Source organism: Pasteurella pantherarum, assembly GCF_049670885.1.
In the GTDB taxonomy this organism is placed as follows: Bacteria; Pseudomonadota; Gammaproteobacteria; order Enterobacterales; family Pasteurellaceae; genus Pasteurella.
The window spans coordinates 1,316,468-1,332,780 of the sequence record NZ_CP187173.1; the positions used below are offsets into that span (position 1 = coordinate 1,316,468).

Annotated in this window: 10 protein-coding genes, 4 tRNA genes and 3 rRNA genes; 4 read left to right on the forward strand and 13 right to left on the reverse strand. The window is 42.0% G+C overall.

Annotated features, from left to right (window positions below; genetic code table 11):
* Window positions 1-223: 223 nt before the first annotated feature.
* The gene (locus ACPEEM_RS06210; RefSeq protein WP_424405556.1) at window positions 224-1,618 is read right to left on the reverse strand and encodes a nicotinate phosphoribosyltransferase; all 1,395 of its coding nucleotides are present in this window, start codon (window positions 1,616-1,618) and stop codon (window positions 224-226) included.
* 191 nt (window positions 1,619-1,809) lie between these two features.
* On the reverse strand, window positions 1,810-3,234 hold the full coding sequence (gene miaB / locus ACPEEM_RS06215; RefSeq protein ID WP_424402645.1) for a tRNA (N6-isopentenyl adenosine(37)-C2)-methylthiotransferase MiaB: 1,425 nt from the start codon (window positions 3,232-3,234) through the stop codon (window positions 1,810-1,812).
* Window positions 3,235-3,379: 145 nt separating this feature from the next.
* On the opposite strand from miaB, the gene ACPEEM_RS06220 reads away from it, so the two are divergent.
* On the forward strand, window positions 3,380-4,555 hold the full coding sequence (locus tag ACPEEM_RS06220) for an FAD-dependent monooxygenase (protein WP_424406362.1): 1,176 nt from the start codon (window positions 3,380-3,382) through the stop codon (window positions 4,553-4,555).
* Between the two features lie 153 nt (window positions 4,556-4,708).
* Window positions 4,709-5,119, forward strand: a complete 411-nt coding sequence (locus ACPEEM_RS06225) for a hypothetical protein (RefSeq protein WP_424402643.1) — start codon at window positions 4,709-4,711, stop codon at window positions 5,117-5,119.
* A 77-nt stretch (window positions 5,120-5,196) separates the two neighbouring features.
* Here ACPEEM_RS06225 and ACPEEM_RS06230 read toward each other — a convergent pair whose 3' ends face one another.
* The 11 genes from ACPEEM_RS06230 to wecA form a co-directional block, all read right to left on the reverse strand.
* Window positions 5,197-5,370 (reverse strand): hypothetical protein, encoded by a 174-nt coding sequence (locus tag ACPEEM_RS06230; RefSeq protein ID WP_424406364.1) that lies wholly within the window; start codon window positions 5,368-5,370, stop codon window positions 5,197-5,199.
* Between the two features lie 658 nt (window positions 5,371-6,028).
* Window positions 6,029-6,190, reverse strand: coding sequence for a hypothetical protein (locus ACPEEM_RS06235; protein ID WP_424406366.1), 162 nt, complete (start codon window positions 6,188-6,190; stop codon window positions 6,029-6,031).
* A 167-nt stretch (window positions 6,191-6,357) separates the two neighbouring features.
* Window positions 6,358-6,473 (reverse strand): 5S ribosomal RNA (gene rrf, locus ACPEEM_RS06240).
* A 201-nt stretch (window positions 6,474-6,674) separates the two neighbouring features.
* A 23S ribosomal RNA gene (locus ACPEEM_RS06245) occupies window positions 6,675-9,569 on the reverse strand.
* A 189-nt stretch (window positions 9,570-9,758) separates the two neighbouring features.
* Window positions 9,759-9,834: transfer RNA gene (locus ACPEEM_RS06250), tRNA-Glu, on the reverse strand.
* A 95-nt stretch (window positions 9,835-9,929) separates the two neighbouring features.
* Window positions 9,930-11,471: ribosomal RNA gene (locus ACPEEM_RS06255) — 16S ribosomal RNA — on the reverse strand.
* The 16S, 23S and 5S rRNA genes sit together here with 4 tRNA genes alongside, the layout of an rRNA operon.
* Window positions 11,472-11,646: 175 nt before the next feature.
* Window positions 11,647-11,723 (reverse strand) — tRNA-Pro (locus tag ACPEEM_RS06260).
* Between the two features lie 12 nt (window positions 11,724-11,735).
* Window positions 11,736-11,811: transfer RNA gene (locus tag ACPEEM_RS06265), tRNA-His, on the reverse strand.
* 34 nt (window positions 11,812-11,845) lie between these two features.
* Window positions 11,846-11,922, reverse strand: a tRNA-Arg gene (locus ACPEEM_RS06270).
* Window positions 11,923-12,070: 148 nt separating this feature from the next.
* Window positions 12,071-12,919, reverse strand: a complete 849-nt coding sequence (locus tag ACPEEM_RS06275) for an LPS chain length-determining protein (protein ID WP_424404594.1) — start codon at window positions 12,917-12,919, stop codon at window positions 12,071-12,073.
* 34 nt (window positions 12,920-12,953) lie between these two features.
* Window positions 12,954-14,021 carry a UDP-N-acetylglucosamine--undecaprenyl-phosphate N-acetylglucosaminephosphotransferase gene (gene wecA, locus ACPEEM_RS06280; RefSeq protein WP_424401257.1) on the reverse strand — a complete coding sequence of 356 codons (1,068 nt, stop codon included), beginning with the start codon at window positions 14,019-14,021 and terminating at the stop codon, window positions 12,954-12,956.
* Window positions 14,022-14,153: 132 nt separating this feature from the next.
* On the opposite strand from wecA, the gene hemL reads away from it, so the two are divergent.
* Both hemL and ACPEEM_RS06290 read left to right on the forward strand, forming a co-directional pair.
* Entirely contained in the window at window positions 14,154-15,446 is a 1,293-nt protein-coding gene (hemL, locus tag ACPEEM_RS06285; RefSeq protein ID WP_424406368.1) for a glutamate-1-semialdehyde 2,1-aminomutase, read from the forward strand.
* Window positions 15,447-16,295 carry a DMT family transporter gene (locus tag ACPEEM_RS06290; protein ID WP_424404598.1) on the forward strand — a complete coding sequence of 283 codons (849 nt, stop codon included), beginning with the start codon at window positions 15,447-15,449 and terminating at the stop codon, window positions 16,293-16,295. It begins immediately after the preceding gene.
* Window positions 16,296-16,313 lie beyond the last annotated feature (18 nt).

The following is a 16,313-nucleotide window of genomic DNA, read 5'->3' on the forward strand; positions in this document are numbered from 1 at the left end:
TAATCTTTTTACAATTGCCTCTAAAAATCCGTGTGTTTCTTTGCACGTTGATAGGTCATAAAAGGGAAATGATTAGAAGAATGCAAATTAAGATGATTGAAAAATACACAAAAAAAGCCCATCTGTTAGAACAAAGAAAAGCCCAACGTGCGGTCTATTTTTGGTAAAAAAAACGCTTGAGGAAGTCCCTCAAGCGTTGGTCGGTCAATCTAAATAAACACCTTTATTTTACTTCTTGTGTACGCTGTCTAATGGTTTCGAATGTATCATCAATCAATAATTTTCCATCAACAAAAACGGGACGTAAGGCATTTTGCTGTTGTCCTAGTTGATCTTGCTTAATGGTATGCCATTCATCGCCCTGTTTCACAAGTGCAAGCACCCCTTTTTTAGAACGTTTAGCATGACTTGTAACAGGATCTTTATAAATGTCATGCCATTCACCTGCAATATTGACCGCACTGGCTTTCATTGCCCAGCTCATCGTGTCTCGATTAACTTGTTGTAACAAGCCACCGCCCATACCAAAATTCACATTTTCCACACTAAATCCTTTCTCCATGACAGCATCTAAAATCTTAGAAAGTGAAAGGCGGTTAATGCCATCCCCTTGAATAATTCTGACATAACTTGGTAGCACTTTATAACCTTTACTATTGATTGTTACACCAAATTTATTCTCGAGAATCTCTAATGCACGACAGACAACTTGCACAGGATCACCACTATCTAAACGGATCACTAATGTGCCGCCAGCATGAATGACTTTTTCTTTTAATTCCCCACCCCAGAGATTTTCCAAGGCATTCCATAAATCATAACTGTCTGAAACCACTGCATAAATTTTATTTTCCCCCGCAAACTGATCAATCATATTACGGTAAGCATCCACTTCGCCCGCTTTCCCCCAAGAGGTCATTGTGCTATGTTCTGCGGCAGGAATTGAAAACGCTGGCATTTCCTTGCAGTCATACCAACGTCTTGCAGCAAGCAGTGCAGAGACACTGTCTGTCCCCGAAAAATTGACTAAATGAGCAAGACCGCCTAAAGCAACTGTTTCTAAACTTGACGCCCCTCTCGCCCCAAAATCATGCAATTTAAAGGGTAAACTGTCTAAATTATCGGCGGATTTTTCCAACGCCTGCTTAATTGTTTGCTTGCAACAATAGGATACACTTGCCACAGTGGAAGGATACCAAACCGCACGTAATAATGCCGTTTCTAAATAGCCTCCCAACCAGAAAAACTCAGGATCGGTATTCACGACTTGGCAAATCACATTGCTCACAGGGATAATTGATCCCTCTGGCACGGCTTCAATCTTAATCGGTAAATAGCCTTGATGTTTTTCTAACAAACGTTGCCAACCTTGACGATTAAAAGGTAAACCATGAGCAACCAACACATCTTCTGCCTCATCAATATCTTTTTGAGTGATCGGCTTTAATAAATATTCCTTGATAAAGGCCTGTAATCCAAACACCAATACATCAAAATCACCAGAACGGGCTTCAATGTAATAAGAAACATAACGTGTATCCTTAGGATACTGTAGCCAATGCGAGACTTTATAGCTATCCACATTCAAGATAAGATTTGCAAAATTCGATGTATACATTTTATTTTCCCCTAGATAAAAAGTAATAGCATAAAAAATATAGCATATACTTTACCACTAAATACATTCTCTCACAGCTAATAATTTAAAAAAAGTGCGGTCAATTTGTAAAAAGTTTTATCATAAAAATAAAAAAACCGCTCAAAAATCCGATGATTCTTGAGCGGTGATTCTCACAAAAGCAGATAAAACTAGGCGTGGTAACGTCCTACACCCAGTTCATCTTCTTTGCGAGTACGGTTAATAACTGCTTGTGGTGATTGCACAACACGTAATCCCATTTGGTCTTCAGTGCGAACCACATCACCGCGTAATGAATTGGTAAAGACATCAGTAATTTTAATGTCTACAAATTTACCAATCATATCAGGTGTTCCCACAAAGTTAACGATACGGTTTGTTTCTGTACGTCCCGTTAATTCCATTAAATCTTTTTTCGATGGGCCTTCTACCAACACACGTTGCTCCGTACCTAACATCGCACGACTAAACTGTGCCGCTTGGTTATTGATACGTTGCTGTAACACATATAAGCGTTGTTTTTTCTCGTCTTCCGTCACATCATCTGGCATATCAGCCGCAGGTGTGCCTGGACGTGCCGAGTAAATAAAGCTGAAGCTCATATCAAAATTCACTTGAGCAATCAAATTCATCGTTTGTTCAAAATCTTCCGCACTTTCCCCAGGGAAACCCACAATAAAGTCGGAACTGATTTGAATATTAGGGCGTACAGCTCTTAATTTGCGAATAATCGACTTATACTCTAGTGCGGTATGATTACGCTTCATCATTGACAATACACGATCGGAACCTGATTGCACTGGCAAATGCAAAAAGCTAACCAATTCTGGCGTATCACGATAAACATCAATAATGTCTTCCGTAAATTCAATAGGGTGGCTTGTGGTAAAGCGTAAACGATCGATACCATCAATAGCCGCGACTAAACGTAATAATTCCGCAAAGGTACAAATGCCTCCGTCATAGGTTGCACCACGGTAAGCATTCACGTTTTGCCCAAGTAAATTGACTTCACGCACGCCTTGCTCCGCCAATTGTGCAATTTCAAATAAGATATCATCAACAGGGCGGCTCACTTCCTCTCCTCGAGTATAAGGCACCACACAGAAAGAACAGTACTTATTACAACCTTCCATAATCGAAACAAATGCGGTTGGTCCTTCTGCACGAGGTTCAGGTAAGCGATCAAACTTCTCAATTTCTGGGAAGCTAATATCCACAACCGAACTTTTACCACCACGAATTTGATTAATCATTTCAGGCAAACGATGTAAAGTCTGTGGTCCGAAAATAATATCAACATAAGGTGCACGTGTACGAATATGCTCCCCTTCCTGTGAAGCAACACAACCGCCAACCCCAATCACTAATCCCGGTTTTTGTTTCTTTAATTCTTTCCAACGTCCTAATTGATGGAAGACTTTTTCTTGTGCTTTCTCACGAATTGAACACGTATTTAGCAATAACACGTCGGCTTCTTCAGGAATTTCGGTTAATTCCAACCCATGCGTGCTATTCAACAAATCTGCCATTTTTGATGAATCATATTCATTCATCTGGCAGCCCCAGGTTTTAATATGTAATTTTTGCGTCATATTGTTTAAAATTCAGTTAACCTATAAAAAATTCGACTGGCTATTTTACAGTCTTGTGTTAATGCTGGCTAGTTAAAAAAGAGATTTCTTTTTAATTTTCCCCATTCGCAGTAAAATGAACCACAAAACACAAAAGGAAACCCTCATGGCAGTCATACAAAAAGACATTATTGTAGTTGGAGGCGGCATGGTCGGTGCAGCTTGTGCACTGGGTTTGGGTCAGTTAGGTCAAAAGATCCAGCTCATTGAACATGCCCCGCTTCCTCAATTTATTCCTGATTCCCCTTATGATCTGCGAATTTCCGCAATCAGCGTGGCGTCTGTCAATTTACTCAAAAAACTAAATGCGTGGCAGTATATTGAAAAGACCCGAATTTGCCCATACCGTGCACTCGAAACCTGGGAAACAGATGGCTTTTCTACACATTTTCATAGTCAAGAACTTAATCTCCCTGAATTAGGGTTTATGATTGAAAATAATCTGATCCAACTCGGACTATGGCAAGCCATTTCACACATAGAAAACATTCAAACTACTGTCGGTTCAAAAATTCAGCAAGTTAAAAAGTGCGGTGAAAATTGGCAAATTTTCCTAGAAAATGGCGATATCTATGAAGCTCCATTGATCATCGCAGCCGATGGTGCCAATTCACAATTACGCCAAATTGCGGGGATTGGCATCACAGGGTGGCAATACCGCCAAAGCTGTCTGCTCATTACTGTCGATACCGAAATTGAGCAACAAGAGACCACATGGCAACAATTCTATCCTTCAGGGCCAAGAGCATTTTTGCCTTTATTAGGCAAACAAGCCTGCCTAGTTTGGTATGATTCACCACAGCGTATTTCACAATTGAAACACCTTTCCAAAGAACAACTCGCCTTAGAAATTGAACAGGCTTTCCCTGCAAAATTAGGTAAAGTCAAGGTGCAAACGGCGAATAGCTTTCCACTCACCCGACGCCACGCCCAAACCTATTTTAAACAAGGCATTGTTTTAGTGGGTGATGCGGCACACACCATTAATCCACTGGCAGGGCAAGGGGTAAATCTTGGTTTTAAAGATGTAAAAATAGTGTTGCAAGAAATGGAACGTGCAATAAAAGCAGGAGAAAACCTCGCAAGCGATCACGTACTGTCCCGTTATGAGCGGAAAAGAAAACCCGATAATTTACTGATGCAGTCAGGCATGGACTTGTTTTATAAAGCCTTTAAAGAAGACATTCTGCCATTAAAAATCGTACGTAATTTAGCATTATTCACCATAAATAAAGCGACCCCCATCAAAAAACAAGCACTTAAATATGCATTAGGGTTGTAAGCAATAAAACTTTTCGAAAAAACACCGCACTTTTAGAGAGAACGCACGTTCTCTCTTTTTCTGTCAATCTGCTGTACAATAAACAAACAACTTGATGTTCAGCATAAAGGCTATATACTCTTTATTAATGATTCCAAAGCCAGGAGCTAAACTATGAAAAAGTATCTCTCACTTGTGTTGTTTCTCCCCCTCTCACTTTCCGCAAACAATGGCATGATTGAAGAATCACATGAGCAAGAAGAGCCTGTTTTTTATTGCACTGCGAATAATGGCAAGCTGATCGAATTAAGTAAATATCGTGAAGTGTATACATATCGATTCGGTGCGGATCTTAACAAACCAGAGCTTACACTAGAAAATCATATTGAAGATGTAAGGCGAGTCTCTGAAGTCGTAAACGGTGTAGAAAGCAAGCGTTTTTATGACTTAAAAAGTGGCAATTATACGTATCGAGTCTTTTCAAGCAATCCTAAAAACTACCAAGGCAATGGGGTGGAAGTGTTTAAAAATAAAAAAAGCATTGCCCGAATAGAATGTGCTGGTGATATTCATATTTTTGACTAAAGTTTCTGAGTTATTTTATGGTGTAATGACAAAAAGTTGCTCATAATATTTTCTAGATTATTAGCAACTTTTCTTATTTAAGAATCCTTTATAAACATTATCTTACGCTTTTTACTTAAACCATTATGATTTATTAACTTCCTTTTAAATTCACTAAATAAACCCTCAAGCCTATTTGTCGTTTTTTCTATACTAAATTCAGGATGTTTTTCAAAGGTAACTAAATATTTTTCATCATATTTCAAACTCACAAAAGCCCTCCTTAAACCTTTATGTTTATCATAAAATTAACTTTTTATGACATTTATCAGAGTATTCATTTCAATAATTTTGATAGTTTATATAGTTTTTCCTTCAGAAGAATCAAACTCAATATCGTTAGGACTCCATTTATTTGGGAAGGGGAATCTTTTATTGTAATAAATACATTTATAACGCTGCCTGTATTTTTCAACCCATGTTGATGAATAATAGAATGTTGGCAGTAAGGACAAGGTTTTTATTCATTTTCAAAATATGGTCTAAAACCTTGTACTATGAGGCTTCAAATCCACTTTTCTACATTCTTACATTACACTAAATAATAAACACACAGCTCAATAGTGCTATATATCAACTCGCTTGAAAAGTAACGTGCTAACTTAATACTGAGCTCAACAAAATAATGAGTCTCAAAGATTCAAATAAAAAAGTGGGAGATAAAATCCTTCGTTTGGGGGGTAAAAGTGCGGGTGATTTTAAGAAAGTTTTGTCAAATGGGTGTGGGGCGGTATGGGTTGGACATGGGGAATATAGGGGGTAACTGTTGGTATTTTTATTCCTTTTTGTTTCTCTTTATTTCTCTGATTCTCTTTATTTCTCTTTGGCTTACTTTCTTTTCCTGATTTTTCCTTGTTTTTGCTACAGTTTCTATTTCTGCTTCTGCTTCTGCTTCTGCTTCTGCTTCTGCTTCTGCTTCTGCTTCTGCTTCTGCTTCTGCTTCTGCTTCTGCTTCTGCTTCTGCTTCTGCTTCTGCTTCTGCTTCTGCTTCTGCTTCTGCTTCTGCTTCTGCTTCTGCTTCTGCTTCTGCATGATTTTTTATTTCCTTTTTACTTTTTCCTTCTTTTTTCCTTCTTTTTTTACTTCTTTTTTACTTCTTTTTTACTTCTTTTTTACTTCTTTTTTACTTCTTTTTCCTGTTTATTTTCCCCAAAACAAAAAACCTCAAGTATCGCTACTTGAGGTTTCTCTTTATTCAGACCTGGCGGTGACCTACTCTCACATGGGGAAGCCCCACACTACCATCGGCGTAACAGCGTTTCACTTCTAAGTTCGGCATGGATTTAGGTGGGTCCACTGCACTATCGCCGCCAAGATATTCCTTTGATGTTCTCTCTTGTCTTTTCTCTTCTGTTCTTTATTCTCTGCTTTGCTGCTGTTGTACTTTCTTCACTCTCGCACTTTAATCAGAAACAAGCTGTCTATCAGAGCTCTTCTACTTACTTTCCGCGTCTCTTCGCATTCGTCTTCGTATCACTTCATTTAGCATCAACACCCAAAAATACTTGAGCGTTGTATGGTTAAGCCTCTCGGGCAATTAGTATTGGTTAGCTCAATGTATCACTACACTTACACACCCAACCTATCTACGTCGTAGTCTACAACAACCCTTACTGACTTTAAGTCAGGGATGACTCATCTCTTGGCAAGTTTCGTGCTTAGATGCTTTCAGCACTTATCTCTTCCGCATTTAGCTACCCAGCAATGCCTCTGGCGAGACAACTGGAACACCAGTGATGCGTCCACTCCGGTCCTCTCGTACTAGGAGCAGCCCCAATCAATCATCCAACGCCCACGGCAGATAGGGACCGAACTGTCTCACGACGTTCTAAACCCAGCTCGCGTACCACTTTAAATGGCGAACAGCCATACCCTTGGGACCTACTTCAGCCCCAGGATGTGATGAGCCGACATCGAGGTGCCAAACACCGCCGTCGATATGAACTCTTGGGCGGTATCAGCCTGTTATCCCCGGAGTACCTTTTATCCGTTGAGCGATGGCCCTTCCATTCAGAACCACCGGATCACTATGACCTGCTTTCGCACCTGCTCGACTTGTCTGTCTCGCAGTTAAGCTTGCTTATACCATTGCACTAACCTGACGATGTCCGACCGTCATTAGCAAACCTTCGTGCTCCTCCGTTACGCTTTGGGAGGAGACCGCCCCAGTCAAACTACCCACCAGACACTGTCCGAGACCCCGTTTCAGGGTCTTCGTTAGAACATCAAACGTTAAAGGGTGGTATTTCAAGGATGGCTCCACAATGACTGGCGTCACTGCTTCAAAGCCTCCCACCTATCCTACACATCAAAATTCAATGTTCAGTGTCAAGCTATAGTAAAGGTTCACGGGGTCTTTCCGTCTAGCCGCGGGTACACCGCATCTTCACGGCGATTTCAATTTCACTGAGTCTCGGGTGGAGACAGCCTGGCCATCATTATGCCATTCGTGCAGGTCGGAACTTACCCGACAAGGAATTTCGCTACCTTAGGACCGTTATAGTTACGGCCGCCGTTTACTGGGGCTTCGATCAGGAGCTTCTCTTTCGATAACACCATCAATTAACCTTCCAGCACCGGGCAGGCATCACACCCTATACGTCCACTTTCGTGTTTGCAGAGTGCTGTGTTTTTAATAAACAGTTGCAGCCAGCTGGTATCTTCGACTTACTTCACCTTCAGAGGTTTACTCCTACAATTACCGTAAGCGCACCTTCTCCCGAAGTTACGGTGCTATTTTGCCTAGTTCCTTCACCCGAGTTCTCTCAAGCGCCTGAGTATTCTCTACCTGACCACCTGTGTCGGTTTTCAGTACGGTTTAGATAAACCTGAAGCTTAGTGGCTTTTCCTGGAAGCGTGGTATCAGTTACTTCAGTGCCGTAGCACCTCGTCATCAGTTCTCAGTGTTATGAAGACCCGGATTTGCCTAAGTCTTCCACCTACCGCCTTAAACAGACATCCAACAGTCTGCTAACCTAACCTTCTCCGTCCCCACATCGCAGTTTATCCAAGTACGGGAATATTAACCCGTTTCCCATCGACTACGCTTTTCAGCCTCGCCTTAGGGGCCGACTCACCCTGCCCCGATTAACGTTGGACAGGAACCCTTGGTCTTCCGGCGAACGAGTTTTTCACTCGTTTTATCGTTACTTATGTCAGCATTCGCACTTGTGATATCTCCAGCAAACTTCTCAATTCACCTTCATCGACTTACACAACGCTCCCCTACCCAACAGATTTACATCTGATGCCGCAGCTTCGGTGCTATATTTGAGCCCCGTTACATCTTCCGCGCAGGCCGACTCGACTAGTGAGCTATTACGCTTTCTTTAAATGATGGCTGCTTCTAAGCCAACATCCTAGCTGTCTAAGCCTTCCCACTTCGTTTCCCACTTAATATAGACTTGGGGACCTTAGCTGGCGGTCTGGGTTGTTTCCCTCTCCACGACGAACGTTAGCACCCGCCGTGTGTCTCCTGAGTATCACTCTTCGGTATTCGCAGTTTGCATCGGGTTGGTAATCCGGGATGGACCCCTAGCCGAAACAGTGCTCTACCCCCGAAGGTGTCCGCTCAAGGCTCTACCTAAATAGATTTCGGGGAGAACCAGCTATCTCCCGGTTTGATTGGCCTTTCACCCCCAGCCACAAGTCATCCGCTAATTTTTCAACATTAGTCGGTTCGGTCCTCCAGTTAGTGTTACCCAACCTTCAACCTGCCCATGGCTAGATCACCGGGTTTCGGGTCTATACCTTGCAACTCAACGCCCAGTTAAGACTCGGTTTCCCTTCGGCTCCCTTATTCAGTTAACCTCGCTACAAAATATAAGTCGCTGACCCATTATACAAAAGGTACGCAGTCACCCTTTCGGGCTCCCACTGCTTGTACGTACAGGGTTTCAGGTTCTATTTCACTCCCCTCACCGGGGTTCTTTTCGCCTTTCCTTCACAGTACTGGTTCACTATCGGTCAATCAGGAGTATTTAGCCTTGGAGGATGGTCCCCCCATCTTCAAACAGGATTTCTCGTGTCCCGCCCTACTTATCGTAAGCTTAGTTCCACAATAACATTTTCGAGTACGGGATTATCACCCTCTTTGATTTGGCTTCCCAGCCAATTCCTCTAATATCATCGCTAAAACTTACTGGCTCTTCCGCTTTCGCTCGCCGCTACTTACAGAATCTCGGTTGATTTCTTTTCCTCGGGGTACTTAGATGTTTCAGTTCTCCCGGTTCGCCTCTCTTGCCTATGTATTCAGCAAGAGATAGTAGATTCTTCATCTACTGGGTTTCCCCATTCGGATATCTTGGATTAAACGCCTCTTATCGACTCATCCAAGCTTTTCGCAGATTAGCACGTCCTTCTTCGCCTCTGATTGCCAAGGCATCCGCCCTGTACGCTTAGTCACTTAACCATACAACCTCAAGTATTCTTATACAAACGTATACTTACCTGATGTTGCTGTTTAGACACTAAACACTTGCATGCCTTTTTTTCATGCAAGATTTTTTCTACTCAGACTTTCTTTCGAAAATCTCTTCAGTTTTTCAGCTTGTTTCCAATTTTTTAAAGAACAATAAAGACAACAAAAGTCATCTTTAAATGGCGTCCCCACGGGGATTCGAACCCCGGTTACCGCCGTGAAAGGGCGATGTCCTAGGCCTCTAGACGATGGGGACAACATGTAAAGATGCTCTCCACTTTGCCATGTGCTTCATTCATACAATCTAACTAAACAATCTGTGTGAACACTTGCAGTCGTTCCATTTTCGGTTAAGGAGGTGATCCAACCGCAGGTTCCCCTACGGTTACCTTGTTACGACTTCACCCCAGTCATGAATCATACCGTGGTAAACGCCCTCCCGAAGGTTAAGCTATCTACTTCTGGTACAACCCACTCCCATGGTGTGACGGGCGGTGTGTACAAGGCCCGGGAACGTATTCACCGCAACATTCTGATTTGCGATTACTAGCGATTCCGACTTCATGGAGTCGAGTTGCAGACTCCAATCCGGACTTAGATGCACTTTCTGAGATTCGCTCAACGTCGCCGTCTCGCCGCCCTCTGTATGCACCATTGTAGCACGTGTGTAGCCCTACTCGTAAGGGCCATGATGACTTGACGTCATCCCCACCTTCCTCCAGTTTGTCACTGGCAGTCTCCTTTGAGTTCCCGACCTAATCGCTGGCAACAAAGGATAAGGGTTGCGCTCGTTGCGGGACTTAACCCAACATTTCACAACACGAGCTGACGACAGCCATGCAGCACCTGTCTCAAAGCTCCCGAAGGCACTCCCGTATCTCTACAGGATTCTTTGGATGTCAAGAGTAGGTAAGGTTCTTCGCGTTGCATCGAATTAAACCACATGCTCCACCGCTTGTGCGGGCCCCCGTCAATTCATTTGAGTTTTAACCTTGCGGCCGTACTCCCCAGGCGGTCGATTTATCACGTTAGCTTCGGGCACCAAGCTTAAAGCCCAATCCCCAAATCGACAGCGTTTACAGCGTGGACTACCAGGGTATCTAATCCTGTTTGCTCCCCACGCTTTCGCACATGAGCGTCAGTACATTCCCAAGGGGCTGCCTTCGCCTTCGGTATTCCTCCACATCTCTACGCATTTCACCGCTACACGTGGAATTCTACCCCTCCCTAAAGTACTCTAGACTCCCAGTCTGAAATGCAGTTCCCAAGTTAAGCTCGGGGATTTCACATCTCACTTAAAAGTCCGCCTGCGTGCCCTTTACGCCCAGTTATTCCGATTAACGCTCGCACCCTCCGTATTACCGCGGCTGCTGGCACGGAGTTAGCCGGTGCTTCTTCTGTAATTAACGTCAATGATGCTATCTATTAAACAACATCCCTTCCTCATTACCGAAAGAACTTTACAACCCGAAGGCCTTCTTCATTCACGCGGCATGGCTGCGTCAGGGTTCCCCCCATTGCGCAATATTCCCCACTGCTGCCTCCCGTAGGAGTCTGGACCGTGTCTCAGTTCCAGTGTGGCTGGTCATCCTCTCAGACCAGCTAGAGATCGTCGGCTTGGTAGGCCTTTACCCCACCAACTACCTAATCCCACTTGGGCTCATCTTATGGCAGGTGGCCAAAAGGTCCCACCCTTTACTCCTCAGAGATTACGCGGTATTAGCTGCAGTTTCCCACAGTTATCCCCCTCCATAAGCCAGATCCCCAAGCATTACTCACCCGTCCGCCACTCGTCAGCAAAGAAAGCAAGCTTTCTCCCTGTTACCGTTCGACTTGCATGTGTTAAGCCTGCCGCCAGCGTTCAATCTGAGCCATGATCAAACTCTTCAATTCAAGTTCAATCGCTCAATAAACTGCTTAGCTAAAGTTTACATTTACTTCAAAAGTTAATGAATTTTCAGTTTAAGCACCTATCAAGACTTCAATTTTAAAAATCTTTTCTAAATGAAATCAATCAACAAGTGCCCACACAGATTGTCTGTTAGATTGTTAAAGAACAAAAATAAAGTGGTCGGCGAGATAGGATTTGAACCTACGACCCACTGGTCCCAAACCAGTTGCGCTACCAAGCTGCGCTACTCGCCGACTGAAAAAATTTGGGGTGGCTAATGGGACTTGAACCCACGACAACCGGAATCACAATCCGGGGCTCTACCAACTGAGCTATAGCCACCATTGATTATTCAGCTTTTATCACATTGACTCTCTGGCACGCTCGACAGGATTTGAACCTGCGACCTTTGGCTCCGGAGGCCAACGCTCTATCCAACTGAGCTACGAGCGCTCATCGCGTCGTTGCGGGGCGTATATTAAAAGTTTCCAGAATACTTGTCTAGCACTTTTTTTTATTTTTTTTCCGTTAGATAGTTTTTTGCTCAATTTGAGCATGAAATATTAAATATACGCCCATTTTTTACTATTTAAAAGGGGTTTTAGGCATTTTTACGCAATCTGCTGAATACTGAAATAATCAATAAGCTCATAAGTAATCCGATTCCAGCCCCAATGACAGCCCACAAAATACGATTTGGTGAGGTGTAATTAACAGAAGTGGTTGGCTTTTTGAAATAACGATAAGCCACAAATTGATCATCCAATGGATTAACAGACTGCATTAACTTCAATTTACCTTGCCAATCTTCCGCAGAGACAATGCCATTATTCTTTTGAAGATTCCCTAAATTAAATTCTCCAGCTTTTTTCACTTCATCAAATAACACTTTCCAACGGTAAATAAGCTCGTTATAAACGACATTTCGAGTTTGTAAATTAACATAATCTACAAAATCCCCTAATAATTCGGTGGCTTGTTTCGGGCTTCCTAATGTTAAGGAAATACGATCACCCATGCTTCCATTAACAGAATTCAACACTTGTTCTGTGCTAAATCCAAAACTTTTTGATAGGCGTTCAAGCTCTTGCTGATCAAACACACTTTCGCCTGTTTGTTTTTGTCGATAAAAATCAGTGTTTTTCCAAAATTGCGTGATGACATCGTGAGACATCGCTTGTTTTTTAAATTCACGGTAGGCTAACTCTGTTGGAGAAAGCTCATTTTTCTTGCCACTAACTAATTCATACATAGAAGAAAGAGAATAATAGTTGCCTAATACGTTAATTGTAGGGGCACCTACATAGGCTTCGGCACGCCATTCTTTTTTCACCAGAAAACTCGCTGCATAAGCAACAAGTGCACTTAATCCAGTTAAAATGAAAAAGAGAAAAACATAGCGAGTAAAAGTGCGGTGTTTTCTTTGTTGATTTTCCATCTGATTTGTCATTTTCTTTCCTTTTTGATTGTTGTTCCTAAAAAAATCATTTATTCGGACGTTTTGCCTTACGTTTCATACGACGCACCCAGCGTGTAATCCGCCAAGCACGACTAATTGAATAAGAATACATAAAGAATAATAAAATAAAAGCACTAAACATAATCCATTCGTTGATATAGAAAACCTCCCCCATGATACCAATCGTGGCACAAATGGCTGCAATAAAGGTAATCAGCAAAAAAGCCTGACGTGAGGTTAAGCCTGCTCGCATCATAATATGGTGAATATGTAAGCGATCGGGGCGAAATGGGCTTTTTCCTTTACGTAATCGGCGATACATAATCGCCACCATATCAATCAACGGAATGGCTATAATCCAAAGTGCGGTAACAGGGTTCATTGGGTGCCCTTTACCTTGTGTACTGAGCAAGAGAATCCAAATAATGGTAAAGCCAATTAAGGTACTTCCCGCATCGCCCATAAAAATCTTAAATTTAGCCCCAAAAGGAATGCCAAGATTCATCATGAAATACGGCAAGATCGCAATAATTAAAGCAAAGCTCCAATAAGCTAAATCAAGCTGATTATCCATGACCAATAAAATACCAATCGACACAAAAGCAATAATGGATAATCCGCCCAGTAAACCATCAATACCATCAATCATGTTAAAGGCATTAATTGCCGCAATGGTTGCCAATACAGTAATCAACAAACCGATGGAACCTAAGGTTAACTGGAAAGGTCCGATGATTTGTCCAAGATGGTCAAGATATAAATTCCCCAAATCGATCATTAAAATCGCCAGAATAGCCTGAATCCCTGCTCTTAAAAATGGGCTAATATCAAAACGATCATCTAAAATCCCTATCACGAGCAAAACAAAAATACTGAAGATATAAAGAGAAGGTAAACGCATTTGTTCCCATTCAAATAAATAGAAACACAAATTTCCCATAAATAAGGAAATTCCCCCAATTAATGGAATTGCACCTTGATGACGTTTACGATAATTCGGTTTATCAACTAAACCTATTTTGACTGCGAGCGGTCGCATTATTAACAATGTGAAAAGAGCCCCAAAAAAAGTCGCAAATAAACTCAATAACATTAGCTGTACCCTTTGAATTTTTATTTTGCGAAGAATAGCACAAAGCCGATTTCTTCCATAAATATTTTTGTCTATGACCTGATTTTTACAGTAAGATAACGTTCATTTTAACCGCAATATTAGGATTTCACTATGACCACGTCAATTTCTCTTTTTCAACGTGCACAACAAACCATTCCCGGCGGCGTTAACTCCCCTGTTCGTGCCTTTAAAGGTGTAGGGGGAACCCCTGTTTTTATCGAGAAAGCACAAGGTGCTTATATTTATGATACGGAAGGTAAACAATATATTGACTATGTTGGCTCTTGGGGACCAATGATTTTAGGGCATAACCATCCTGCTATTTTAGAGGCGGTCATTCAAACTGCCCAAAATGGCTTGAGCTTTGGGGCACCTACCCCCTTAGAAATTGAATTGGCTGAACTGGTTTGTTCATTGATTCCCTCAATCGACATGGTGCGAATGGTCAGCTCGGGCACCGAAGCCACCATGTCTGCCATTCGTTTAGCTCGTGGTTATACAAATAGAGATAAAATCATTAAATTTGAAGGCTGTTATCACGGTCACGCAGATTCGCTTTTAGTCAAAGCAGGCTCTGGTGCATTAACTTTAGGTCAACCAAACTCACCTGGTGTGCCTGCAGATTTTGCGAAACACACATTAACCTGTACTTATAATGATCTTCATTCTGTTAAACAGGCTTTTGAGCAATATCCAAATGACATTGCCTGTCTTATTGTTGAACCCGTAGCGGGCAATATGAATTGCGTACCTCCACAAAAAGGTTTCTTACAAGGTTTACGTGAGCTTTGCGATCAATACGGTGCGGTATTGATTATTGACGAAGTGATGACGGGTTTTCGTGTCGCTTTAAACGGTGCTCAATCTTATTATGGTGTTACCCCTGATTTAACCTGCTTAGGCAAAGTGATTGGGGGCGGTATGCCGGTTGGTGCTTTTGGTGGGAAAAAAGAAATTATGCAACATATTGCCCCCTTGGGTCCTGTTTACCAAGCGGGGACCTTATCGGGTAATCCTATCGCAATGGCAGCTGGACTTGCTTGTTTAACCGAATTGAAAAAAGCTGGCAATGAACAACATTTAGCCCAATTAACTGAAAAACTCGCCTTAGGCTTAAAAGCGTTAGCAGATAAACATCACGTGCCTTTTGTGGTGAATTATGTTGGCGGTATGTTTGGACTGTTCTTTACAGAACAAACAAGCGTTTCCTCTTATCAAGAGGTGATGGCTTGTGATACTGCAAAATTTAATACATTCTTCCATGCAATGTTAGAACAAGGCGTTTATCTTGCACCATCAGCATTTGAAGCTGGTTTTATGTCTTTAGCACATACTGAACAAGATATTGACCGCACTTTACAAGCGGCAGATCACGCATTTGCAGAATTAAGAGTTCATAAATAGATGGATAAACATTCTCTCGCATTAATTAAAGTCCACGGCACCGCAGTGCTTTTCGGTGCCTCTGGTATTTTTGGTTTTTTAATCGAAAGTAGTTCGGAAGCATTAGTCTTAGGACGTGTACTGATTGCGTTTGCCTCATTAGCTTTATTTTTCCTTATCAAAAAACAAGCACTGACAAAATTATCACTTAAAGAAATGCTTTTACAGCTACTTTTAGGCGGATTACTTGCGTTACATTGGGTAAGTTTTTATCAAGGTATTAAAGTTGGCGGGGTTGCTGTTGGTACATTAGGTTTTGCCAGTTTCCCTGCCTTTGTTGCTTTATTTGAGATGTTGATCTTAAAAGAGCGGTTAAAATCGAAAGAATATTTTCTTTTAGTCGCTATTTCTATTGGCTTAATCCTCATTACGCCTGAATTTGAGTTTGGCAACCAATCCACTCAAGGGTTATTATGGGGTATTTTCTCTGCTATTAGCTATGGTTTATTGGCGGTTTTAAATCGTATTAACTCGACTAAACTCTCGGGAGCACAAGCCAGTTGGTGGCAATATTTAATGGTAGCGATTGTGTTACTGCCCTTCTCTGCACATCAATTACCACAAGTATCCTTACAAGATTGGTTTTGGATCGCTTGTATCGGCTTACTTTGCACGACCTTTGCTTACACGCTTTTTGTATCGAGTTTAGATACGATTAATGCACGCACTGCGGCAATGATCATTTCTCTTGAGCCCGTTTATGCCATTTTGATTGCTTGGTTATGGTTAGATCAAACACCAAGTTTAAAAATGCTGATTGGCGGAGCAATCATCATCGTTTCCGTTGCGGTGGTGAATTTAAAAAAATAATAAAAAAGACCGCACTTT